The organism is Streptomyces sp. NPDC051452 (assembly GCF_044454765.1).
In the GTDB taxonomy this organism is placed as follows: domain Bacteria; phylum Actinomycetota; class Actinomycetes; order Streptomycetales; family Streptomycetaceae; genus Streptomyces.
In genome coordinates this window covers 34,610-56,735 of record NZ_JBITEB010000005.1, presented here as the reverse complement: position 1 = coordinate 56,735, position 22,126 = coordinate 34,610, and the positions used below count along the sequence as shown (strand labels likewise).

General features: G+C 71.2%; 20 protein-coding genes and 1 tRNA gene. 16 read left to right on the top strand and 5 right to left on the bottom strand.

The window, feature by feature from the left end:
* The first annotated feature begins 165 nt into the window (after nucleotides 1-165).
* On the top strand, nucleotides 166-1,272 hold the full coding sequence (locus tag ACIBA9_RS15210) for a glycosyltransferase family 2 protein (protein ID WP_399363085.1): 1,107 nt from the start codon (nucleotides 166-168) through the stop codon (nucleotides 1,270-1,272).
* Nucleotides 1,273-1,345: 73 nt separating this feature from the next.
* Here the strand turns inward: ACIBA9_RS15210 and ACIBA9_RS15205 are convergent, their stop codons facing one another.
* Both ACIBA9_RS15205 and ACIBA9_RS15200 read right to left on the bottom strand, forming a co-directional pair.
* Nucleotides 1,346-4,909: a CDP-glycerol glycerophosphotransferase family protein gene (locus tag ACIBA9_RS15205; RefSeq protein ID WP_399363082.1), complete on the bottom strand. Its 3,564-nt coding sequence runs from the start codon at nucleotides 4,907-4,909 to the stop codon at nucleotides 1,346-1,348.
* A 23-nt stretch (nucleotides 4,910-4,932) separates the two neighbouring features.
* On the bottom strand, nucleotides 4,933-7,167 hold the full coding sequence (locus ACIBA9_RS15200; RefSeq protein ID WP_399363080.1) for a CDP-glycerol glycerophosphotransferase family protein: 2,235 nt from the start codon (nucleotides 7,165-7,167) through the stop codon (nucleotides 4,933-4,935).
* A gap of 337 nt (nucleotides 7,168-7,504) precedes the next feature.
* Here ACIBA9_RS15200 and galE point away from each other — a divergent pair, with 337 nt between their 5' ends.
* Entirely contained in the window at nucleotides 7,505-8,476 is a 972-nt protein-coding gene (gene galE, locus ACIBA9_RS15195) for a UDP-glucose 4-epimerase GalE (protein ID WP_362156628.1), read from the top strand.
* A gap of 81 nt (nucleotides 8,477-8,557) precedes the next feature.
* Here galE and ACIBA9_RS15190 read toward each other — a convergent pair whose 3' ends face one another.
* Nucleotides 8,558-9,286 carry a hypothetical protein gene (locus ACIBA9_RS15190; RefSeq protein WP_399363078.1) on the bottom strand — a complete coding sequence of 243 codons (729 nt, stop codon included), beginning with the start codon at nucleotides 9,284-9,286 and terminating at the stop codon, nucleotides 8,558-8,560.
* Nucleotides 9,287-9,579: 293 nt separating this feature from the next.
* Between ACIBA9_RS15190 and proB the strand changes: the two genes are divergently transcribed.
* The 5 genes from proB (at nucleotide 9,580) to ACIBA9_RS15165 (ending at nucleotide 14,529) form a co-directional block, all read left to right on the top strand.
* Nucleotides 9,580-10,686 (top strand): glutamate 5-kinase, encoded by a 1,107-nt coding sequence (gene proB / locus ACIBA9_RS15185; protein WP_362156939.1) that lies wholly within the window; start codon nucleotides 9,580-9,582, stop codon nucleotides 10,684-10,686.
* A gap of 169 nt (nucleotides 10,687-10,855) precedes the next feature.
* Nucleotides 10,856-11,281 carry a hypothetical protein gene (locus ACIBA9_RS15180; protein ID WP_399363076.1) on the top strand — a complete coding sequence of 142 codons (426 nt, stop codon included), beginning with the start codon at nucleotides 10,856-10,858 and terminating at the stop codon, nucleotides 11,279-11,281.
* Between the two features lie 105 nt (nucleotides 11,282-11,386).
* Nucleotides 11,387-12,673: a glutamate-5-semialdehyde dehydrogenase gene (locus ACIBA9_RS15175; RefSeq protein WP_399363074.1), complete on the top strand. Its 1,287-nt coding sequence runs from the start codon at nucleotides 11,387-11,389 to the stop codon at nucleotides 12,671-12,673.
* A gap of 116 nt (nucleotides 12,674-12,789) precedes the next feature.
* Nucleotides 12,790-13,362 carry a hypothetical protein gene (locus ACIBA9_RS15170; protein ID WP_399363072.1) on the top strand — a complete coding sequence of 191 codons (573 nt, stop codon included), beginning with the start codon at nucleotides 12,790-12,792 and terminating at the stop codon, nucleotides 13,360-13,362.
* Nucleotides 13,363-13,458: 96 nt separating this feature from the next.
* The gene (locus tag ACIBA9_RS15165; protein ID WP_399363070.1) at nucleotides 13,459-14,529 is read left to right on the top strand and encodes a hypothetical protein; all 1,071 of its coding nucleotides are present in this window, start codon (nucleotides 13,459-13,461) and stop codon (nucleotides 14,527-14,529) included.
* 19 nt (nucleotides 14,530-14,548) lie between these two features.
* On the opposite strand, the gene ACIBA9_RS15160 is transcribed toward ACIBA9_RS15165, so the two are convergent.
* Nucleotides 14,549-15,658 (bottom strand): M48 family metallopeptidase, encoded by a 1,110-nt coding sequence (locus ACIBA9_RS15160; RefSeq protein WP_399363068.1) that lies wholly within the window; start codon nucleotides 15,656-15,658, stop codon nucleotides 14,549-14,551.
* Nucleotides 15,659-15,758: 100 nt separating this feature from the next.
* On the opposite strand from ACIBA9_RS15160, the gene ACIBA9_RS15155 reads away from it, so the two are divergent.
* The 9 genes from ACIBA9_RS15155 to ACIBA9_RS15115 all read left to right on the top strand — a co-directional run bounded on the left by ACIBA9_RS15155 (nucleotide 15,759) and on the right by ACIBA9_RS15115 (nucleotide 20,857).
* Nucleotides 15,759-15,923 (top strand): hypothetical protein, encoded by a 165-nt coding sequence (locus tag ACIBA9_RS15155; RefSeq protein ID WP_362156645.1) that lies wholly within the window; start codon nucleotides 15,759-15,761, stop codon nucleotides 15,921-15,923.
* 189 nt (nucleotides 15,924-16,112) lie between these two features.
* Nucleotides 16,113-16,277: a hypothetical protein gene (locus ACIBA9_RS15150; RefSeq protein ID WP_362156646.1), complete on the top strand. Its 165-nt coding sequence runs from the start codon at nucleotides 16,113-16,115 to the stop codon at nucleotides 16,275-16,277.
* 56 nt (nucleotides 16,278-16,333) lie between these two features.
* Entirely contained in the window at nucleotides 16,334-17,020 is a 687-nt protein-coding gene (gene nadD, locus ACIBA9_RS15145; protein ID WP_399363065.1) for a nicotinate-nucleotide adenylyltransferase, read from the top strand.
* 16 nt (nucleotides 17,021-17,036) lie between these two features.
* On the top strand, nucleotides 17,037-18,797 hold the full coding sequence (locus ACIBA9_RS15140) for a LytR C-terminal domain-containing protein (protein ID WP_399363063.1): 1,761 nt from the start codon (nucleotides 17,037-17,039) through the stop codon (nucleotides 18,795-18,797).
* Nucleotides 18,798-18,899: 102 nt separating this feature from the next.
* A complete protein-coding gene (gene rsfS / locus ACIBA9_RS15135) occupies nucleotides 18,900-19,343 on the top strand; it encodes a ribosome silencing factor (RefSeq protein ID WP_362156652.1) in 444 nt (147 codons plus the stop codon).
* Nucleotides 19,343-20,011, top strand: a complete 669-nt coding sequence (locus ACIBA9_RS15130; protein ID WP_399363061.1) for a histidine phosphatase family protein — start codon at nucleotides 19,343-19,345, stop codon at nucleotides 20,009-20,011. Before rsfS ends, ACIBA9_RS15130 begins: the two co-directional genes overlap by 1 nt.
* A 93-nt stretch (nucleotides 20,012-20,104) precedes the next feature.
* Nucleotides 20,105-20,177: transfer RNA gene (locus ACIBA9_RS15125), tRNA-Ala, on the top strand.
* A gap of 269 nt (nucleotides 20,178-20,446) precedes the next feature.
* Nucleotides 20,447-20,620, top strand: coding sequence for a hypothetical protein (locus ACIBA9_RS15120; RefSeq protein ID WP_399363059.1), 174 nt, complete (start codon nucleotides 20,447-20,449; stop codon nucleotides 20,618-20,620).
* Between the two features lie 3 nt (nucleotides 20,621-20,623).
* On the top strand, nucleotides 20,624-20,857 hold the full coding sequence (locus ACIBA9_RS15115) for a hypothetical protein (RefSeq protein WP_006136074.1): 234 nt from the start codon (nucleotides 20,624-20,626) through the stop codon (nucleotides 20,855-20,857).
* On the opposite strand, the gene ACIBA9_RS15110 is transcribed toward ACIBA9_RS15115, so the two are convergent.
* Nucleotides 20,847-22,055: a glycosyltransferase 87 family protein gene (locus tag ACIBA9_RS15110; protein WP_399363057.1), complete on the bottom strand. Its 1,209-nt coding sequence runs from the start codon at nucleotides 22,053-22,055 to the stop codon at nucleotides 20,847-20,849. The two genes, ACIBA9_RS15115 and ACIBA9_RS15110, sit on opposite strands and share 11 nt — an antisense overlap.
* Nucleotides 22,056-22,126 lie beyond the last annotated feature (71 nt).

The following is a 22,126-nucleotide window of genomic DNA, read 5'->3' as shown; positions in this document are numbered from 1 at the left end:
GCAGCAACTGTCGGGTGAGTGAAACGGGGTTGACGGGCGGCGCCGATACGGTGACAGGACTGATGGTGGTGGGGAGCGTCGGACCGGCGCTCCTCCCCGCCCGCACCTCTGCTCCATGGGGGAAGACATATGGGCTCCGCGCCCGAGAACCGTCCCGCAGTTTCCGTGATCATTCCGGTCTACAACGCCGTCGACCACCTGCCGGAGTGCCTGCAGTCCATTGCCGCCCAGTCGATCGGGTTCGACCGCCTGGAGATCGTCGCGGTGGACGACGGCTCCACCGACGGCAGCGGTGAGCTGCTGCAGACATGGGCCGAGCGCCACCCCGGCCGGGTCCGGGTGGTGCGCCAGGAGAACTGCGGTGCCCCGGGTGGGCCGCGCAACCGGGCCATCGCGCTGGCCGAGGGCGAGTTCCTCTTCTTCGCCGACCCGGACGACTATCTGGGCACCGAGGCGCTGGAACGCATGGTCGCCGCCGCGGAGCGCAACGACTCCGACGTGGTGCTGGGGAAGATCAAGGGCGTGGGGCGCAAGGCCCCGGTCACCCCGTTCCGGGCCAATGTGGACGGCGGTGACATCTTCAGCTCCAAGGGTGTGTGGTCCCTCACCGCGCACAAGCTGTTCCGCCGCTCGCTGGTCGAGGAGCACGGGCTGCGCTTCGCCGAGGGACTGCGGCTGGCCGAGGAACAGGTGTTCGTCGTGCCCGCCTATCTGCTGGCCCGGTCGATCTCCGTCGTGTCCGACTACGACTGCTACTACCTGGTCCGCCGCGACGACTTCCCGCACCTGACCCGCGAGGTGCCGGACCCCGCCCCGTTCTACGCGAACGTGCGCGACGTACTGAACATCGTGGTGGCGCACGTCCCCGCCGGAGAAAAGCGCGACGACCTGCTCTACCGCTGGCTCAGCCTGGAGATCCTCGGCCGTTTCGACGGCCGCTTCGCCGGGCTGTCCGAGGAGACCCGCGCCCTGCACGTGAAGCTGGCCGGCGAGCTGTTGGGCGACTTCATGCACCGGGCGCTCGTGGACCGGCTGCCGCCGCTGTCCCGGCTGCGCTGTCTGCTGATCTCCCAGGGGCTCGTCGAGGAGCTCACCGCCCTCACCACACTGGTTCCCAAGCCCAAGCCCAAGCCCAAGGCCGCGCCGAAGCCCGACCCCGCGCCGCAGGCGGAGCCCGCGCAGGGGAGCGGGCCGAGGACCGCCGCACGGCGCCGGTACACGGCCGCCGGGGTGCTCAAGGGGATCAAGCGCCGCCTGCGCCAGGGGCGTTGAGGCTTCGACTGGCTGGACCGAGAAGGGGCGGGGCCCGGAGGAATCCTCCGGGCCCCGCCCCTTTGGCGCTCGCTCAGAGCTCCTTGGCCTGCTCCATCATCCGGTCCACCACGCGCGCCGAGGCGTGGCCGTCGTCCAGGTCGCAGAACAGGTGGTGGAAGCGGTCGAAGCGCTCCTGGTACTCGGTGGACACCGTGTCGATGTCCCGGATGGCGTCGACCAGTTCCTTGGAGGTGAAGACCAGCGGACCGGGGGAGTCCTGCTCGAAGTCGAAGTAGAAGCCGCGCAGGGTGTCCCGGTAGTGCTCCAGGTCGTAGGTGAAGAACAGCATCGGCCGCTTGAGGTGGGCGTAGTCGAACATGACCGACGAGTAGTCCGTGATCATGATGTCGGCCGCCAGGTACAGCTCGGCGATGTCCGGGTACTCCGACACGTCCCACACGAAGCCGTTGCCGGCGCCGGGCACCGCGTCCACGACGTTGGAGTGGCGGCGGATGAGCAGCACATGGTCGTCACCGAGCCGGCGCTGCGCGTTCTCGATGTCGATCCGCAGATCGAACAGGTACTGGCCCTGGCTGTGCGCCTGGTCGTCCCGCCAGGTCGGCGCGTAGAGCACGACCTTCTTGCCCTCCGGCAGACCGAGCTGCTTCTTCACCCGCTCGGCGATGGCGTCCTTCTCCGGCGAGTACAGGTAGTCGTTGCGGGGGTAGCCCGCCTCCAGGATCTCCCCGTCGTAGGAGAAGGCACGCTTCAGGATCGGCGTGCTGAACCGGTTGGAGGAGACGACCATGCTCCACTGCTTCGCCTCCAGCGCCAGCTTCTCCTGGTAGCGGCGGTCGAAGTGCAGCGTGTCGATGTCGTGGCCGATCTTCTTCAGCATCGTGCCGTGCCAGGTCTGGACGATGACCTGGCCCGGGCGCCGCTCGATCCAGTCCGGCAGGTGGCCGTTGGTGACGATGTAGCGGCTGGACGCCAGCGCCTCGTACCACTCGCGGCCCCACATGCGGACCCGCTCCACACCTTCGGGCAGGACGACCTGGCCGTCGCGCACGGCCCACAGGTGCTTGAGCGGCGTGCCCCGGGCCACCAGCTCCTCGTACATCGCCCGGGGGCTGTCGGAGAACTGCTTGCCGTTGTAGCTGAGGTAGAAGACCTGGTCCTTCAGCGGCTCCCGGCGCAGGGGGGCGTGGACCGCCTCGCGCAGCTGGCGCTGCCGGTACGGGCCGCGCTCGAGGTCGTCGAGCTCGGAACGGCAGTTCAGCTGGGGGAAGTCGGCCCAGCGGTTCTCCAGCCAGTAGCGGCGGCCGCCCAGCTCGGCACGGAGCGGGAACTGGTCCGCGGCGAGACGGTCGGTGACGAACGGCACGTCGGCGCTCTCACCGTCGGCCGGCCGCAGGTAGAGGTTCCAACGGCCCGCGCGCAGCGGCACGTCGCCGTTGCCGCCGAGCGTGGAGGGGTCGAAGTCGACCTCGAAGCGGCCGTCCTCGGACCAGCGCGGCTCGACGAAGCGCTCCTCGAAGCGCGCCCGGGGCTTGAGCAGCAGCCGGGAGCCGGTGAGCCGGGCGTCGGTGCGCGCGGTGATGGTGATCCGGCCGTCCTTCAGGGCGACCTGGTCGATCACCGCCCGCCGGGTGCGCCCCGCCAGCTTCAGATAGCCGTTGTGGCCGCCGATCACGGCCAGTTCGCACAGCTCGGCGTGCTCGCCCAGCGAGGCGGGCAGGTCGAACCGCCCGTCGGGCAGGCCTTCCCGCAGCACCGTGCTGAACTGGCGCTCGGTGCCCGCCGGGTCGGTGGCGATCAGCACGGTGGACCAGACGCGCTTCTCCGGCTGGGCCAGGGCGTCGACACCCTCGTGGAACAGCAGCGCCACATCGGCCACCGGGACCTGGGCCGAGAACCGGCGGGCGCCGCCGTCCTCGGTGACCTCGACCGGGTAGTCGTGGACCTCGGCGCCCTTCTGGTTCTTCAGCCGCAGCGTCACGCGCTCACCGGCCGCCAGGGGCACCCGGATGTCACCGGTCACCCGCAGCTGGTCGCCCTCCAGCGTCCAGCCGGTGACCAGCGCGCGCACCTTCTCGACGCGCAGCTTGAGCGCGCCGCGCTCGACCGAGGGCAGCAGCCGGAAGTCGGGGCTCAGCCAGCGGTAGGCCGGGAAGTTGCAGGCGGCGCCGCCGCTGGACTGCACGGCGGCACGGCGCACCAGACCGGAGGCGTACAGGCCGAGGCCCACATGCCACAGGCCCTCCTGCCACTCGCCGCCCTTGCGCAGCTTCGCCGGGTCGAGGGTGACCTCCCAGCCGGCCCAGTCGTAGTTGTACCGGTCCTGGCCGGAGTCGGTGGTGCGCTCGGGGCACTGCGCGTTCCGGGTGGGCAGGACGATGCGGCGGCGGGACTTGTCCTTGCGCAGCTGCAGGACCTTGACCGACGAGCGCTTCGAGGGCAGGTCGATCTTGTCGATCCAGGCGTGCCCGGCCAGCACCAGCTTGCCGTCGGACCAGCTGACGTCCTGCAGCGGAGCCCGCATGCGCAGGTCCTGGTCGATGCGCAGCGCCTTGCGCGGGAAGTCCAGGTCGGCGTCGGCCAGGGCCGGGAAGGAGGCGTACTTGCGGACCAGGCCGCTGACCTCGATGGCCTCCTTGCGGCGCTGCGAGGCCAGCAGCGTGATCAGCTCGTCGAGCTGGTGCTTGCGGACCAGCAGCCACTGCACCCGCAGATGGGTGGGCAGCGCCATGACGACCTTGGCGTCGATGTGGTCCATGAAGCGGTTGGCCGACCGCAGGAACTCGGCGCGGTACTCCTCGTCGCCGTCGGGCACCACGTTGAGGAAGAGCCGCAGGTCGTCCATGAGGACCCGGGTGTCGTACTCCTGCTTGAGCCGGGCGAAGGTCTCGCCGGGCTGCTTGCCCAGGAAGTCGCTGATCTCCAGCACGGAGGTGACGCGGTCGCGCACACCGGCCGGGTCGGTACGGCGCTGCGTGATCGAAGGGGCGGACTCGCCCTCGCGCAGCCGCCAGTAGTAGGAGGGCTCGGAGATCACGTCGACGGCGTCGGCGAGGTAGTGGGCCCGCATGGTGACGGGCGTGTCCTCGTACAGGCGGCCCTCGGGGAAGGCGAAGCCGTGCTTCTCCCAGAATGTCCGGCGGAACACCTTGTTGCAGGCGATCCGGTCGGCCACGAGCTTGGCGTACTCGGCTATGTGGGTGCGCTGGCGTGCCTCGCCCGCGAGCATCCGCATCAGCGGGACCTGCCAGGTCTTCTCGCCCTTGAGGTGGAAGACGTTGCCGGTGGCGAAGTCGGAGCCGGTCTCGTCGAGGCTGGCGACCATCAGACGGTAGGCGTCCGGCGGGATGAGGTCGTCGCTGTCGACGAACGTCAGGAACTCGGCCTCGGCGGACATATGGGCGATGCCCGTGTTACGAGCGGCCCCCAGACCACCGTTCTCCTTGCGGATCAGCCGGAAGCGCGGGTCGCGCTCCGCGTAGGACTCGGCTATCGCCGCCGAGCCGTCGGGCGAGCCGTCGTCCACCATCAGGACCTCGAAGTCCTCGAACGTCTGCGCCGCCAGCGAGTCGAGACAGGCCGGCAGATAGTGCTCGACGTCGTACATGGGGACGATCACACTGAGCCGAGGGGCCATGCTTGTCGATCTCCTTCTCAGGGTCAGGCCCGCTCGACGGCTGCGAGCGCCTGGGCGGGGGCCGGTGCGTGGGTACGCTCGGCGAAGGGCACGAAGGGCAACGGCTGCGTCTCGCCGAGGAAGACGCGCCGGACCACGCGTTCGGCGGCCCGTCCGTCGTCGAACTCGCAGAACCGACGGCGGAAGGCGTCGCGGCGCGCGGCCGCTTCCGCTCCGTCGTACTCGTCCGATCCGAGCAGCCGGATCAGTTCGGCCTGCGTGGTGGCCACCGCGCCCGGCGACTCCTGGAGCAGGTTGAAGTAGGTGCCGCGCACGGCCGAGTAGATGTCCCAGTCGGGCGCGTAGACGACGACCGGCCGGTCCAGCACGGCGTAGTCGAACATCGCGGAGGAGTAGTCCGTGATCAGCGCGTCCGCCGCGAGGTACAGCTCCTCGACCCGGGTGTGCCCCGACACGTCGACGATCCGCCCGCTGCGGCGCAGCTCGGCCACGTGGGAGGAGGAGCCGCCGTAGAAGTAGTGGCCGCGCACCAGCAGGGTCACGTCGGGCCCCAGCTCGTCGGCGAGCCGGGCGAGGTCGAGGCTCGGCACGAAGCCGGGCTGGTACTCGCGGTGCGTGGGCATGTACAGGAACGCCTTGGTCCCCTCGGCGAGCCCCAGCGCCGCGCGGGCCTCGCGCACGTCCTGCGCGCCGGCGTTGACGAGGACGTCGTTGCGCGGGTAGCCGGTCTCCAGCGACTCGTAGGAGCACGGGTAGACCCGCTCCCAGACGGCGGTGGAGAAGCGGTTGGAGCTGACGCTGAAGTCCCAGCGGTCGCAGCGCTCCAGCAGCTTGTCGAAGTCCATGTCGGTGGAGGCGGGGTACTTGCGCTGGTCGAGACCCATGGTCTTCAGCGGGGTGCCGTGGTGGGTCTGCAGATGGACCTGGCCCTCGCGCTTGACCACGCTGTCGGCGAAGTTCACGTTGTTGACCAGGTACTTGGCGCGGGCGAGCGCGGCCCAGTACTCCTTGGAGCCGACCCGGACGTACGCCACGCCCTTGGGCACCCGGTCCACCGCCTCCGGCCGGACGGCCCAGACCCGGCGGATGTGCGGGGCGAGACGGGCGAGTTCGGCGTCGATGGCCGCCGGGTTGCAGGAGACGCTGCGGCTCCAGTAGGCGGAGAAGAGCGCCAGGTTCTCGTCCAGGGGCAGCCGCAGCTGCGACTGGTAGAAGACGCCCATCGCGCTGCGCTTGGAGCGGTTGACGGCGGTGCGGGTGCGGGTGCGGACCGCGTTGCGCAGCTTCACCGCGGCGGTGGCACCGGCCATGGCGGTGTACGCGTCCTTCTCCAGCATCGCGTACTTGTGGCCGCGGCCACCGCCCGGCCGCTGGAAGTCCCGCGGGAGCCGGGCGCGGTAGTCGGCGGAGGCGCGGTGGAAGAACTCCGCCCGGGCGTTCGCCGGCAGGCGGTCGGGCCGCTCCAGGACGGTCAGGAAGTGGTCGGCCATCTTACGGAACAACGGGCCGCGCCACTGGGCGAGTTCGGGGTGGGCGTCGAGGTAGTCGAAGACCCGGCGGTACTGGTCGAAGACGTCGAAGTGCTTACGGCTGACCGTCTTGAGGATGTTGCCGCCCTCGCGGCGCTGGCGGTACATCACACAGACCCGGTTCAGCACCGCGATGCGCTCGGCGCTGATCATCGAGCAGAACGTCCAGGGGGCGTCCTCGTAGTAGCCGGGCGGGAAGGTGAGGCCGTGGCGAGTGACGAAGTCCCGGCGGTAGGCCTTGTTCCAGACGATCTGCAACAGGCTCAGCAGCTGCGGCCGCTCGGCGAGCGGGAACGTCTCCGGGCCGTCGGGCTGGAGGAGTTCGGCGCGCTGGTTGGGGCGGACCCGGCCGTCCCAGTAGCTGCGCGCGTAGTCGTAGACGAGTATCTCGGGGTCCCCGGCGGCTTCCAGCCGCTCGGATATCGCCCGCAGCGCGCCGTCGGTGAGGGTGTCGTCACTGTCCAGGAACAGCACGTAGTCGCCCTGGACCCGCTCCATGCCCGCGTTGCGTGCGCGGCCCAGCCCCACGTTCTCGGTGAGGTGAATCACGTGCATTCGAGTGTCGCGTGCCGCGTACTCGTCCAGAATGGCACCGGAGGCGTCCGGCGAGCAGTCGTCGACCGCGATGACCTCGAAGTCCGTGTAGTCCTGCCCGAGCACCGAGTCCAGGCACTCGGCGAGGTAGCCCTGCACCTTGTAGACAGGGATGACGAGAGAGAGTCTGGGCATCCTTACAACCTGTTCCGAGACTGATCACGAGAGCGTGGGCCGAGGCCAGAGCACGCTCCGCCCGCCGACGGGCATGAGCACGCCGTCGCATCAGCGTAAGGGATTCACTTGAAGTTTCCGTGAGCAAGGTAGCCGGGTGATCGGGTCACGGGACAGTCGCAGAGACCATACCTCTACCTGTTCGGGACATTGTTCCATCAGCGTCGGCACGATAACTTCCGCCGCTATCGGCGCACTTGAAGATCTCTGCCCCAAATGCCCCTGATTGTCCGACTCGATTTTCCGCAGTCCATGGACGAGTCTGCTCTCCACTGACGTAGACCGAGGAGGCACGGGAATGAGCTGGCTGGTCACGGGCGGCGCCGGATACATCGGAGCGCATGTGGTGCGCGCCATGACAGGGAGCGGCGAGCGCGTCGTCGTGTACGACGACCTGTCCACCGGCAGCGCCGACCGGGTCCCCGGGGACGTCCCGCTGGTGGTGGGCAGCGTGCTGGACCAGGACCTCCTGGAGCGGACGATTCGTGACCATGCCGTAACGGGTGTGGTGCACATCGCAGCCAAGAAGCAGGTGGGGGAGTCGGTCGAGCGCCCGCTCCACTACTACCGCGAGAACGTCACCGGTCTGGGGACCCTGCTGGAGGCGATGACGGCCACCGGCGTCGGCCGGATCGTCTTCTCCTCCTCCGCCGCCGTCTACGGCATGCCGGACGTCGACCTCGTGACCGAGGACACCCCCTGCGCCCCGATGAGCCCCTACGGCGAGACGAAGCTCGTCGGCGAGTGGCTGATCGACGCCGCCGCCAAGGCCCACGGGATCCGCGCGGTGTCCCTGCGCTACTTCAACGTGGCCGGAGCCGCCGCCCCGGAGCTGTCCGACGCGGGTGTCTTCAACCTCGTCCCCATGGTGTTCGAGCGGCTGGAGGCCGGCGAGGCGCCCCGGATCTTCGGCGACGACTACACCACGCCGGACGGCACCTGCGTACGTGACTACATTCACGTCCAGGACATCGCCTCCGCTCACCAGGCGGCCGCGGCGCGTCTGCGCGAGGCCCCGGAGGGCACCTCGCTCGTCCTCAACATCGGCCGCGGCGAAGGCAGCTCGGTCCGCGAGATGGTGGACCGCATCCTGAAGGTGACCGGTCACGAGCACCTGGCGCCCGAGGTGGCCGCCCGCCGCCCCGGGGACCCGGCACGGGTGGTCGCGTCGGCGGACCGCATCCGCGCGGAACTGGGCTGGACCGCCCGCCTCGGCCTGGACGACATGGTCGAGTCCGCCTGGCAGGGCTGGCGCCACCGGCACGCCTGAGCGACGCCCGGAGCGCCGGCGCGCTCCGGCGCCCGGCGGTCCGTCACCCCGCCCGGGCTCCGGGCCGGCGGCGCGGACCCGTCAGGCCTTCAGCTCCGCCCTGTCGCCCATCACCACGACGGGGTGGAGTGCGGGATCGAGGGTGCGCAGCAGGTACTCCATCGCCGACTTGGACTGGCTGACACACGCCGACGTGCCGCTGCCGTGGTCCATGTGCAGCCAGATGCCGCCGCCCTTGGCCTGCCCCCGCGGCCGGGTGGGGTCGTTGGGCGGAGTGCCCTTGACGCGGTTGTAGTCGATGGCGACGACGTAGTCGAAGTCGTGCCAGTACGGCTTCTTCCAGTACCGGGGGGCCTGGAAGGCGGCCGACCGGGAGTACGGCAGCTTCACGCCGGGCGCGGCGAGCACACCGCCCGCGTCGCTCAGCGTGAAGACCCCCACCGGGCTGCGCAGATCGCCCTCGTGGTGATCCGCCGTCCAGCCCTTGCGTCCGTTGTGCGCCGACCAGGAGCGCTCCTGCTTCCAGAGGGAGCCGTGCCGGGTGAAGAGCGTCACGGTGGAGTCGGGGGAGTTCCTGCCCGCCCCGTACACGGCGACGACCTGACGGGAGTCGGCCGGCACCCGCTTCCACAGTCGGTCGCCGATGCCCGGCACCCGCTTCAGGGCCGTCTCGTGCGGCCGGGTGTCGTCCGGGCCACCGTGCGCGGCGGCACCCTTGTGGCCCGAACCGCCGCACCCCGTAAGGGACATCACCGACAAAGCGCCGCAGATCGCCCCGACGACCACCCGTATCGAACCTATGCTCCACATGGCGCCCATGGTCGCAGACCGCGTGTAACGAGCAGGTACCGGCCTGTCACGGGATCAGACCGGTACCGCGGCGCGGAAGATGACTCGATTCCGCCCCGCAGGTCCCCGCCCGCGACGGTCCGGCCGCCCCGCCCGGAGCCTCCCCGCCCGCCACCGTTCCGCCCGGCCCGCCCCCGTCCGCGAAGCGGACCGACGAGCACGGACGGCGTCCCGTCGCGTAGATTGCGCATCGGACAGCCCGTCGTGGCAGGACGTTCGCGAAAGGGACCGCAGTGGCAAGCGCAAGGCAGGCCGTGGTCGAGGCCCGCAGGATCGTCGTCAAGGTGGGGTCCTCCTCGCTCACCACCGCCGCCGGCGGCCTCGACGCCGACCGTGTCGACGCGCTCGTCGACGTCCTCGCCAAGAGTCGCGGCAAGGCGGACAGGGAGGTCGTCCTCGTCTCCTCCGGTGCCATCGCCGCCGGTCTCGCCCCGCTGGGCCTGCGCCGCCGCCCCAAGGACCTCGCCCGACAGCAGGCCGCCGCCAGCGTCGGACAGGGACTGCTCGTGGCCCGCTACGCCGCCTCCTTCGCCCGCTACGGCGTCCGCGTCGGCCAGGTGCTGCTGACCAGCGACGACATGAGCCGCCGCGCCCACCACCGCAACGCCTCCCGCACCCTGGACAAACTGCTGGCGATGGGCGCCTTCCCCATCGTCAACGAGAACGACACCGTCGCCACGGACGAGATCCGCTTCGGCGACAACGACCGCCTCGCCGCCCTCGTCGCCCATCTCGTCCACGCCGACCTGCTGGTCCTGCTCTCCGACATCGACGGCGTCTACGACGGCGACCCCGGCAAGCCCGGCACCGCCCGGATAGCGGAGGTGCGCGGACCGCAGGACCTCGCCGGCGTCGAGATCGGCAGCGCGGGCAAGGCCGGCGTGGGCACCGGCGGCATGGTGACCAAGGTCGAGGCCGCCCGGATCGCGGCCGCCGCCGGTGTCCCGGTGGTGCTGACCAGCGCCGTCCACGCCGCCGAGGCGCTCGCCGGCGGCGACACCGGCACCTACTTCCACCCCACCGGCAAACGTTCCGCCGACCGTCTCCTGTGGCTCCAGCACGCCTCCACCCCGCAGGGCGCGCTCACCCTCGACGACGGCGCGGTGGACGCGGTCGTGCGGCGGCGCAAGTCCCTGCTGCCCGCCGGAATCGCCGCCGTGGAAGGCGAGTTCAGCGCCGGCGACCCGGTGGAACTGCGGGACGCGACGGGGCGCGCGGTGGCCCGGGGACTCGTCAACTTCGACGCCAAGGAGATCCCCCGGCTGATCGGGCGTTCGACCCACGAGCTGGCACGCGAGCTGGGCCCCGCCTACGAACGCGAGGTCGTACACCGGGACGACCTGGCCCTCCTGCACGCGTAGGCCTCGCGAAACCGCGCGTAAAGGCGGACGGGCGGACCGCCCCCGGTGGGGGACGTTCCGTAAAACCACCACGCGGAGCCCTGGGGCCTGCTCAACTGTGTCTTCGGGACATGTTGAAAGGACACGTTCCGTCAAGGGGCCGTGTGAGCCGTGCGTGAAGGAGGCCGTCGTGAGACGAGTGCGCCCTGGGGCGACGTCCCGCGGGGCTCTGACGAGTGTCGCCGCCGGGGACACCTACGAGGAACCCGCGGACCTGCCCCGGCTGTGGCACGTCACCCTCAGCGTCTCCGGTGCCAAGGTCCCCCTGCCGGAGCTGCGGCGCGCCCTGGAACAGCTCGCCCACGACCACCCCTTCCTGCTGACCAGCAGATACGCGGGCGACCACGCGGAGATCCGCTACTGGGAAGAGGCCCGCGACCTGCACGACGCCGCCGCCGTGGCCCTGCGCCTGTGGGGCGAACACCGGCAGAGCGCCGGGCTGCCGGCGTGGGAGATCGTCGGCCTGGAGGTCATCGACCGGGAGACCTACCACCAGCGCATCGCCGAGGGCTACGGCCCGGCCCCCGCCACCCCCGTCGGCGTCCACCCCTTCTGACCCCTCCGGGCAGCCCGGTCCGGTGCGAGCGAGGCCCGCCGGCACGCCGTCTCGGGTCGCGGGACGCCTGCCGCGCCCCGTCTCCGGGCGCACTACCCTGCGTGTATGACCACGCTCTCGCCCTACGACTCGATGTCTCCGGTCACCCAGGCCGCCTACCGGGCCAAGGCCGCGGCCGCCGACCTCGCGCCGCTCCCGCGCGCCGTCAAGGACGACGCGCTGCTCGCCGTCGCCGACGCCCTGGAGGTCAGGACGAGCGAGATCGTCGAGGCCAACGCCAAGGACGTGGCCAAGGCCCGGGAGAACGGCACCAGCGAGGCCATCGTCGACCGGCTCACCCTCACCCCCGAGCGGGTCCGCGCCATCGCCTCGGACGTCCGCGACGTCGCCAAGCTGCCCGACCCGGTCGGCGAGGTCGTCCGCGGCTCCACCCTCCCCAACGGCATCGACCTGCGCCAGGTCCGCGTCCCGCTCGGTGTCGTCGGCATCATCTACGAGGCCCGCCCGAACGTCACGGTCGACGCCGCCGCGCTCTGCCTGAAGTCCGGCAACGCCGTCCTGCTGCGCGGATCGGCCTCCGCCTACGAGTCCAACACCGCTCTCGTCCGGGTGATCAGGGACGCCGTCGGCGGCGCCGGGCTGCCTGCCGACGCCGTCCAACTCGTGCCCGGTGAGAGCCGCGAGTCCGTGCGCGAGCTGATGCGCGCCCGGGGCCTGGTCGACGTCCTCATCCCGCGCGGCGGCGCCTCCCTGATCCGCACGGTCGTGAACGAGTCCGTCGTCCCCGTCATCGAGACCGGCACCGGCAACTGCCATGTCTACGTCGACGCCCAGGCCGACATCGACACGGCCGTCGAGATCCTGATCAACTCCAAGGCCCAGCGGGTCAGCGTCTGCAACGCCGCCGAGACCCTCCTCGTCCACCAGGACATCGCCGCCGAGTTCCTGCCCCGGGCCCTGGACGCCCTCGCCGAGGCCGGCGTCACCGTCCACGCCGACGAGCGCGTCCTGGCCCACGCCAAGGACTCCCGGGCCACCGTGGTCGAGGCCACCCCCGAGGACTGGGAGACCGAGTACCTCTCCCACGACATCGCGGCCGCGGTCGTCGACTCCCTCGACAAGGCCGTCGAGCACATCCGGCTGTGGACCTCCGGCCACACCGAGGCGATCGTCACCACCTCCCAGCAGGCCGCCCGCCGCTTCACCCAGCTGGTCGACTCCACCACCGTCGCCGTCAACGCCTCCACCCGCTTCACCGACGGCGGCCAGTTCGGCTTCGGCGCCGAGATCGGCATCTCCACCCAGAAGCTGCACGCCCGCGGACCCATGGGCCTGCCCGAGCTGACCAGCACGAAGTACATCGTCACCGGCGACGGACACGTCCGCCGCTGAGATCCACCCCCGCGGCCGCGCCGCCGCCTGTTCGGCGCGGCCGAAACACGTCTCGGCAGGCGGACGGATTTCCCGGTCGCCTGCCCAAACCGACCCCCCAGGTCTACTCTGGAAGAGTGCCGGAGGACGTGGGGGGCACGCCGTTTTCCGACGGCTGGGACCCCGACGACGACCAGGACCGCGGGGTGTCGGACGAAGAGTTCGCCGCCGTGGTCTTCGACGAGGCCTTCGTCCGGGCGGCCACCGTCCATGAGCCGTCCGCCGTCGAACGCCTCCTGGCCGCCGCCCAGGCCAGAGCCGAGGCCGCGGAGGCGGAAGCCCGCCGCGCCCGCACCAGAGGCGACCGCCACGACGACGTCTACGGCCCCGACGGCGACGCATTCGGCCAAGATCGCGACGACGCCGAACCGGATGACGCCTATGTCCTCGGCGACCACCACGGCCCCTTCGGCGTCTACGGCAAACAGATCCGCTGGCATCGCCCCGTGGCCTGGGTGCTCGCCGTGGTGATGGGCATAGGCATGGTCGCCCTGGCCTTCGCCGCGGTCTACCGCGGAGCCTCCTCGGGCCAGCGCGACCGGGTGCCCGCCCCCGCCTCGACCGGCCGGGAACAGGGCAGCGGGGCCGTCCCCTCCGTCTCCGTCGAACATCGCCGCCCGGCCGTCTCGGCCGTCCCGGACACCCCCTGAGCGCCCGCCCGCCGGGGCGGAAACCGGGGTGAGAACCTGTCAGAACTTGTCGGACGGCAGGGTTTACCCAGGCCTCGCGAGACCTACCCTGAAAGTATGGGCGGGCCTGGAGACCCACCGGAGGGGACACCCGAGGGCGGCCCCGGCGGTGCCGAGGACGAGTACCGATCCGTCGTCTTCGACGAGTCGTTCGTCCGCGCTGCCCGCCTCCAGGAGTACTCGGCGGACGAGCGGATGGCCGATCACGCCCTCGCCGTACGCCGTCGCCCGCCCCTGCACCGCGGACTCGCCCGGCAGCTGCTGATCCTCGCCGTGCTCATCGCCATCGCCTTCGGCACCGCGGTCTACATGGGCCTGCGCCACTCCTACACCTCCCCGTCCGCCCGGCGGCCCGTGGAGCCCCTGCGGATGACGATCGTCCCGCTCGTCCCGCAGGGCGAGGTACCCGGCGCAGCCGACGCCGAGAACCTGTTCGCGCACAGCCCGGCGGCCCACTTCGAGATCGGCGCCGAGGGCATTCCGCTCCCGGCCTCCTACCGCACCGCCCACTTCTCCGACAGCCAGGTCGTCACGGCGCTCACCACGGTCAAGGACTACGTCGTCCGCTCCTCGCTCTACCCCGAGGTGCTGACCGGCCGCGCGGTCGCTCCGGCCCGGGCCATCCTCGACCCGGACCAGCTCGACCAGTTCGACCAGAGCCTCGCCCACCCCGCGGCGGACGGCCGGCACGCCCCCACCGGCTGGCTGGTCCGCTTCGACCCCTCCCGGGCCCGGCTGGCCGACCACCGGATCCGTGTCCAGGGCAGCCTGCGGGTCGCCGAGAGGGACGCGGCCACCCTGGAGATCGCCGCCGACCACACCTTCGTCTACGCCCTGCGCCCCGCCGGCTCCGCCGCCGGCGCTCCCGTGTCCCTCTTCACGGTCCGCCGCGAGGTGACCTTCCGCTTCGACCAGGACGATCTGCGCACCCGCCAGGTCCAGCTCGTCACGTCCTCGGTCCAGGCGGGCCCCCTGTCCTGCGCCGCCGACTCCAGCGCCTACCTCCGCCCCCTCCTGGCCGGGCAGAAGGCCACGGCCGGCGGCCCCGCGGGCACTGACCCCTACGAGACGGACAGCACCCCGGCCCTGTGCGGCACCCTGGCCGGCGCCGCCCAGCCGAAGACCTGAGCGGCGCGCGAACCGGTCCTCAGCCGCCGCCCTCGCGCGGGGCGTCCGCGGGACCCTCGGGCGAGGACGGCGGGCTGCGGAAGCCGTCGAAACCGCGCCGGACCCGGCCACCCAGGTCACCGGCACCGCCCGCCAGATCACTGACCAGCTTCATCAGCGGGTCCTTGGACGTCTTCACATCGCCGGCATAGCTGGCCGCCGACTCACGGAAGGCATCACCGACGGAGGTGTCCCCGTCCTCGTCGCGCCGCGGATAGTGGCCGTCCATGATCCGCTGGAAGTCCCGGGACTCGGCCCACTTCTTCAGCTCGGCGGCCCGCACGGTGGTGAACGGGTGCGAGCGAGGCAGCACGTTGAGGATCTTCAGCACCGAGTCGCGCAGATCGCCCCCGGAGTCGTACTCCTCGGCCTGTTCCAGGAAGGCGTCCACGTTCATCTCGTGCAGATGGTTGCCGCCCGCGATCTTCATCAGGCCCCGCATCGAGGCCCGTACGTCCTGGCCCACCAGCAGCCCCGCCCGGTCGGCGGACAGCTCCGACTTGCGGAACCACTCCCTGAGCGCCGTGACGAGCGCCATGACCGCCAGGTTGCCCAGCGGGATCCAGGCGACCTTCAGCGCGAGGGTCGTCAGGAACAGCAGGATCGTGCGGTACACCGAGTGCCCCGACAGGGCGTGCCCCACCTCGTGCCCGACGACCGCCCGCATCTCCTCCTCGTCCAGCAGCTCGACGAGCCCGGTCGTCACCACGATGATCGGCTCGTCCAGGCCGATGCACATCGCGTTCGGCTGCGGATCCTGGGTGACGTACATCGGCGGGACCTTCTCCAGGTCCAGGATGTAACAGGCGTCCAGCAGCATGGTGTGCAGATGCGAGAACTGCCGCTCGGAGACCCGCACCGAGTCGGACAGGAACAGCAGCCTCAGACTGCGCTCCGGCAGCAGCCCGCTGAGCGCCTTGAAGACGGTGTCGAACCCGCTCAGCTTGCGCAGCGCGACCAGGGCCGACCGGTCGGCGGGATGCTCGTAGGCGCGCGAGGAGATCCCCGGGAAGCGCCTGCGCTGCCTGCCGGGCACCCACTCGTGCCCCGCCTGCTCGTGCCCCGCTCGCTCGTGGCCGTCGTCGGACATGTTTCCCCCAAATGCGTCTCAGAGTCCGGTGCCCCCGAAGCGGGGCCCAGCCTAGGCGGAGATACCGTGGACGGGCAGTACAGCCGAAGGAGTCCATGTCATGGAGCAGCACCCCGCAGCCACCTGGCTGACCGAGGCCGCCGCGAGCGCCGTCCAGCAGCACGGGACGGGGAACCTGCTCCGTGTCGTCCTCGTCGTGATGGCCATCGGCTGTGTGCTGACCGCCTGGTTCCTGCTGCGTGGCTACAGGCGGAAGGACGACTGACCGGCGGCGAAAGTTCCCCGCCGCCGCACAACCGGACGCCGCGGACCGCGATCGCGGGCCCGCCACCGCCCGTGGCTGCGCCGCCGACGGCCGCCACCAACGGCGGAGTCGGCGTGATCGCCGTGGAACCGCCCGCATACGATGAGCCGACATCTTTATCCCGCCCACACGCGATAGGTCCTGCCGAAGATGAGCCTCCACCTCGCAGCAGCCCAGTTGGTCACCCTTGCCGCCGAAGGCGAAGAGCACGGCGGAAACCACAACAGCCTGAACCCGGCCCTCACCGGCGGAGGCGCCTTCATCGTCCTGCTCCTGCTGCTGTGGATCACCACCCGCTTCAACCGCGACCGCTGAGGGGCGAGCCGGTCCCCGGCCGGACGCCCGACGCCGGGCCGGTAGGGTCTGCACGCATGGGAGAGCAGGACATGCCTACCGGTCGGGCGTACGCGAGCGCCGACGACCCGGTGCAGCACCCGCGGCACCGGCCGGGCAACGGACCCGTCCACACGGGCAAGCGGCGTCTGGGCGTCATGGGCGGAACCTTCGACCCGATCCACCACGGGCACCTCGTGGCGGCCAGCGAGGTCGCCGCGCGGTTCCAGCTGGACGAGGTGGTGTTCGTGCCCACCGGCCAGCCCTGGCAGAAGTCCCACCGCGCGGTCTCCCCGCCCGAGGACCGCTACCTGATGACGGTCATCGCGACCGCCGAGAACCCGCAGTTCTCCGTGAGCCGCATCGACCTCGACCGCGGTGGTCCCACCTACACCGTGGACACCCTGCGGGACCTGCGCGCCCTCAACCCCGACACCGACCTGTTCTTCATCACCGGCGCGGACGCGCTCGGCCAGATCCTCACCTGGCGGGACTCGGAGGAGCTGTTCTCCCTCGCCCACTTCATCGGCGTCACCCGCCCGGGCCACCATCTGGCCGACCCGGGGCTCCCGGAAGGCGGCGTCTCGCTCGTCGAGGTGCCGGCGCTGGCCATCTCCTCCACGGACTGCCGTGCGAGAGTCGCCAAGGGGGACCCCATCTGGTACATGGTGCCGGACGGAGTCGTGCGCTACATCGACAAGCGCGAGCTGTACCGCGGCGAGTGAGCCGAGAGGGGCACCGGTGAACGACCGATACGACGCGGGGGACGCCAGCTACGGGGACGGCCCGTACGAACTCGTCGGCTACGACGAGTACGGCCGGCCCGTGTACCGGCAGGCCCACGTCCAGCAGACCCCGCAGGCGGCCTACGACCCGTACGCCCAGCAGCAGGGCGGCTACGGCCACGACCCGTACGCCGGCGGCCACACCGGCCGGCAGCCACCGGTGTCCTCGTACGGCTCCGCCCCCCAGGCGCCCGCCTACGACCCCTACGGCAACCAGGTCCCGTACGACCCCTACGGCACCGGCGCCCACGGGGCCGCCCCCCACGACCCCTACGGGCAGGCCGCGAGCAGCGGACAGCAGCCCAGGGTCGCCGAGCAGACCGCCTACATTCCGCAGCAGACCGGACCCCAGCAGGCCGATCCCCAGCAGACCGGCCCGGCGCGGGACGCGCACGCCCCGCGGACGTCCGGGCGGCTCGCGGACCAGGGCGCCGGCGAACAGGACTACGGCACCGAGCAGTTCGCGTTCGTCGAGGAGCCGGACGGCGACTCCGAGGACGTCATCGACTGGCTGAAGTTCACCGAGAACCGCACCGAGCGCCGCGAGGAGGCCCGCCGCCGCGCCCGCAGCCGGATCGTCGCCCTCCTCGTCGTCCTCGCTCTCGTCGTCGTCGGCGGCGTCGGCTACCTCTGGTACGCCGGAAAGCTGCCCGGTCTGTCCTCCTCAGGCGGCAAGAGCGGCACGACCACACCCGTCGCCGCCCAGAAACGCGACGTGATCGTCGTCCATCTGCACAACACCGGCAAGGGCGGCACCTCCACGGCCCTGCTGGTCGACAACACCACCACCCGGCAGGGCACCACCGTCCTGCTGCCCAACGCGCTCGCCCTGACCGGCGACGACGGCTCCACCACCACCCTCGCCAAGTCGGTCGACGGCGACGGTTCCTCCGGTACCCGCGACCAGATCGACACCGTCCTCGGCACCGACATCCAGGGGACCTGGCGCCTCGACACCCCCTACCTGCAGAACCTCGTCGACCTGGTCGGCGGCATCGAGGTCGACACCGACACCGACGTGCCCGACCCGGGCACGAAGAAGAAGGGCGCCGCGCCGCTCGTGCACAAGGGCGCCGCCCAGACCCTCAGCGGCAAGATGGCCATCGCCTACGCCACCTACCGCGCCACCGGCGAGTCCGAGACCCCCCAGCTGCGGCGCTTCGGCCAGGTCATGCAGCAGGTCCTGCGCAAGATGCCCTCCGAGGCGTCGTCGGCCACCACCACCGTCCAGACGCTCGCGCAGATCCTGGACCCGTCTCTCACCGACAAGGACCTCGGTGCCTTCCTCGCCAAGCTCGCCGAGCTGGCCAAGAGCGGCGACTACAAGACCGCCCTGCTGCCCGTGGGGGGCGACGGCACGGTGAGCGCGAAGACCGGCGACAGTGTCGTCAAGGACATCCTCGGCGGCACCGCCAAGAGTCCCGACGCCGGCTCCGCGGTCCGGGTCTCCGTCCAGAACGCGACCGGTGTGAAGGACGACGCCGCCAAGGCCCGGGTGGCACTCCTGAACGGCGGCTTCACCTTCCTGGAGGGCGGCACCGCCGCCGGCACCCAGGCCACCTCGAAGGTGGTCTACTCGGGCGCCTCCCACCGGGCCGACGCCTCCGAGGTGGCCAAGACCCTGGGCCTGCCGGCCGGCTCCGTGGCCAAGGGAAGCGTCACCTCCGGCGCCGACGTCTCCATCGTCCTCGGCACCGACTACAAGCCCGCCTCCTGACGACGGCCGGGCCGCCCCACCGCGAGCCGGTGCTCACGGTGGGGCGGCCCGGGCGGGCGTGAGACCCTTGAGGTCCAGTGACCGCCGACGGAAAGCCATGTAGTGACCGCCACCGATCGTTCCCTTGAGCTCATCCACACCGCCGCCCAGGCAGCGGCCGACAAGCTCGCCCACGACGTCATCGCCTACGACGTCAGCGACGTGCTGTCGATCACGGACGCCTTCCTGCTGGCCTCCGCGCCGAACGACCGCCAGGTCAGGGCCATCGTCGACGAGATCGAGGAGCGCCTGCAGAAGGAACTGGGCGCCAAGCCGGTCCGCCGTGAAGGCGACCGCGAATCCCGTTGGATCCTGCTCGACTACGTCGACATCGTCGTGCACGTCCAGCACAGCGAGGAGCGTGTCTTCTACGCCCTGGAGCGGCTGTGGAAGGACTGCCCCCGGCTGGAGCTGCCCGCCGAGGCCGAGGCCACCCGCGGCAAGGCCGAGGAGCACGCCAAGCTGCAGGCCGCCGAGGCCGACCAGGAGCCGGACGGGGAGTGGTGATGAGCGCCACAGCGGAGGTGACCGACCGCACGGCCCGGGGCCGTCGCGTCATCCTGTGGCGGCACGGCCAGACCCCCTGGAACGTCGAGCGCCGCTTCCAGGGCAGCACGGACGTCGAGCTGACCGAGACCGGCGTGGGCCAGGCCCGCCGCGCCGCCCGGCTGCTGGCCTCCCTGCACCCCGACGCGATCGTCTCCTCCGATCTGCGGCGGGCCGCGGACACGGCCGCCGAACTGGCCGCCCTCACAGGTCTCGAGGTCACCCGTGAGGAAGGGCTGCGCGAGACCTACGCGGGCGTCTGGCAGGGCCTGACGCACGACGAGATCATCGCCCGCCACGGCGAGGAGTACACCGCCTGGAAGCGCGGCGAGCCGGTCCGCCGCGGCGGCGGCGAACTGGAGACCGAGGTCGCCGACCGCGCCGCGCCCGTCGTGCTGCGGCACGTCGAGAAGCTGCCCGCGGACGGCACCCTCGTCGTCGTCAGCCACGGCGGCACCATCCGCACCACCATCGGCCGGCTCCTCGACCTGGAGCCCCGGCACTGGGAGAGTCTCGGCGGCCTCTCCAACTGCTGCTGGTCCGTGCTGGGCGAGGGCGCCCGCGGCTGGCGCCTGCTCGAGCACAACGCGGGAACCCTCCCGGAGCCCGTCCTCGGCGACGACGACTGAGCGTCCCGCGGCCCCCGGACCCCGGATTTCACTTTCCGGCAGGTCACAGGCTAAAGTTCTTCTTGTTCGCCCCGCCGAGCGGGAAGAACACCAGGGGCTATAGCTCAGTTGGTAGAGCGCCTGCATGGCATGCAGGAGGTCAGGAGTTCAATTCTCCTTAGCTCCACTGATCGACACTCTGAGGAGTGTTCGACGATCGGTGATGAAGATCCCGTCCCTCTCGGTAGGGGCGGGATCTTCTGCGTACGGGCCTGTCGGTCGTCGTTCGGCCGGGCACACTGGTCCCGGACCGGCTTGAGTCGCTCGGGCCCCGCGGTCGTATACCCCTGCGGCGGTGTTGTCGGACTGGTACTGAGGCGTCGCTGACCGTATTGCTCCGGCCGTGGCAGAATCAAACGGCCGGAAGGGGGCGTGGCCCGACGGGAGGGAGTAGCGATGCCTGCGAGCATCCTCGAGGAGGGCGGCCACCTCCTCGGTGCGGCGTTGATACGGGACTCGGCCACCCGCCTCAGCTGCCCTTCCTGCGGTTCCGCGCGCGTGGCCCAAGTCCTCGGCGACAACGGCGGAATCTCCTACGTGTGCACGGCCTGCGGCCACAGCTGGAGCTGATCGATGGGTGCACACAGGCGAAAGTGCGACTGGTGCGGCAGTGGTACGCCGATCGTCCGTGACATGGAGCCGATCAACCCCGACTACCAGTACTGGTGCGAGGAATGCGCGCGGGCGCTGATCATAAAAGGCGACCCGATCGAGACGTACCGGGAACTGGAGGGCGAGCCGATCTACGGCCGGCTGCTCGAGGAACACTGCACACTCAAGCGGTTCTATTCCTTCGTCACGGCTTGAGGCGCACCTCGCCACGGCCGGGCCCCGGCAACGATGTCCACGCCCGCGCGAGAAAGAGCGCACCGGCTCCCGCGTAGAGAGCGGAGAGCGCCAACTGCACGCCCCCCTGGTGCAATTCGGGCCGCCCGGCGCCATGCGGCACCCACCACGGCGCATAAGAACCGAACACCGCCAGCGCGCCCAGGGCCGCCCTCCGGTGGCCGCGCGTCCACAGCAGCACGCCGAGGGGGACGCACCACACCCAGTGGTGCGTCCAGGACACCGGGCTCACCAGCAGCGCGGTGACCGCGCATCCGCACACCGCCCACTCCCGCCGCCCGCGCAACTCCGCCGCCACGGCCACCGCGAGCCCCAGCGCGGCCGTCACGGCCGCGCAGCCGGCCCAGAACGCCCCCGGGTCCGCCGTGTGCAGCAGCCGGGCCAGCACACCGCGCAGCGCCTGATTGGCGGTGTCCTCGGCATGTCCGACCCGGCTCGTGCGGAACACCATGCCGGTCCAGAACCGCAGGGAGTCGTACGGCAGGACGGCCGCCGCCAGCAGCGTCGCCCCGGCGAACGTGGCGACGGCCCCGCGCGCGTGCCGCAGCCAGGGACCCGGGTCCCGGCCGCCGAGCCGGGCCGCGACACCCGTGGCGAGCAGGAACACAGCGAACAGCGCGGGCGTCAGCTTCACCGCGGCCGCCAGCCCCACCCCGACCCCGGACCAGCGGTCGGGGCGGCCGGCGGGACGGCGGGAGAGGTCCCACAGCACCAGGACGGCCAGGGCCAGGTTGATCTGGCCGTAGCGCAGGGTCGTCCAGACCGGCTCGCACCACACGGCCGCCGCCGCGACCCACCAGACGGCCGCCTCGCGCGCGTGGCCGACGAGTGCGAGCGACAGCCGCACGAACACCACCACCAGCGCGAGGTTTCCGGCCGTCGCCAGCGCGCGCAGCGGCGCGACCTCCAGCAGGGTCAGCGGTGTGAACAGCAGGGCCGCGAACGGCGGGTAGGTGGTGGGCAGGTGCGCGGCCGTCGCACGCAACGCGTAGAGGTCGCCGCCCGCGCGCACGGTGGCGCCCTCGGCCCGGTAGACCATCAGGTCGATCATCGACACCTGGGCCGCCCGCTGGGCGGCCCAGAAGGCCGCGAACGACACGAGGCACACCCCCAGGGCGACCGGGGCCCTGCGGGCCGCGGAGAACGCGATCACGGTCACGAAAGCCGACATTAGCCCCCGTATGGGAGCAGAGCGGAAACCGATTTGGTACTGCACCCCCCGGACCATGT

Coding starts and splice junctions, on each gene's coding strand:
- ACIBA9_RS15205 (WP_399363082.1), bottom strand. CDS start 4,909: ATGGCCCCTCGGCTCAGTGTGATCGTCCCCATGTACGACGTCGAGCAC.
- ACIBA9_RS15200 (WP_399363080.1), bottom strand. CDS start 7,167: ATGCCCAGACTCTCTCTCGTCATCCCTGTCTACAAGGTGCAGGGCTAC.
- galE (WP_362156628.1), top strand. CDS start 7,505: ATGAGCTGGCTGGTCACGGGCGGCGCCGGATACATCGGAGCGCATGTG.
- ACIBA9_RS15190 (WP_399363078.1), bottom strand. CDS start 9,286: ATGTGGAGCATAGGTTCGATACGGGTGGTCGTCGGGGCGATCTGCGGC.
- ACIBA9_RS15175 (WP_399363074.1), top strand. CDS start 11,387: ATGACCACGCTCTCGCCCTACGACTCGATGTCTCCGGTCACCCAGGCC.
- ACIBA9_RS15165 (WP_399363070.1), top strand. CDS start 13,459: ATGGGCGGGCCTGGAGACCCACCGGAGGGGACACCCGAGGGCGGCCCC.
- ACIBA9_RS15160 (WP_399363068.1), bottom strand. CDS start 15,658: ATGTCCGACGACGGCCACGAGCGAGCGGGGCACGAGCAGGCGGGGCAC.
- ACIBA9_RS15155 (WP_362156645.1), top strand. CDS start 15,759: ATGGAGCAGCACCCCGCAGCCACCTGGCTGACCGAGGCCGCCGCGAGC.
- ACIBA9_RS15150 (WP_362156646.1), top strand. CDS start 16,113: ATGAGCCTCCACCTCGCAGCAGCCCAGTTGGTCACCCTTGCCGCCGAA.
- nadD (WP_399363065.1), top strand. CDS start 16,334: ATGGGAGAGCAGGACATGCCTACCGGTCGGGCGTACGCGAGCGCCGAC.
- ACIBA9_RS15130 (WP_399363061.1), top strand. CDS start 19,343: ATGAGCGCCACAGCGGAGGTGACCGACCGCACGGCCCGGGGCCGTCGC.
- ACIBA9_RS15120 (WP_399363059.1), top strand. CDS start 20,447: ATGCCTGCGAGCATCCTCGAGGAGGGCGGCCACCTCCTCGGTGCGGCG.
- ACIBA9_RS15115 (WP_006136074.1), top strand. CDS start 20,624: ATGGGTGCACACAGGCGAAAGTGCGACTGGTGCGGCAGTGGTACGCCG.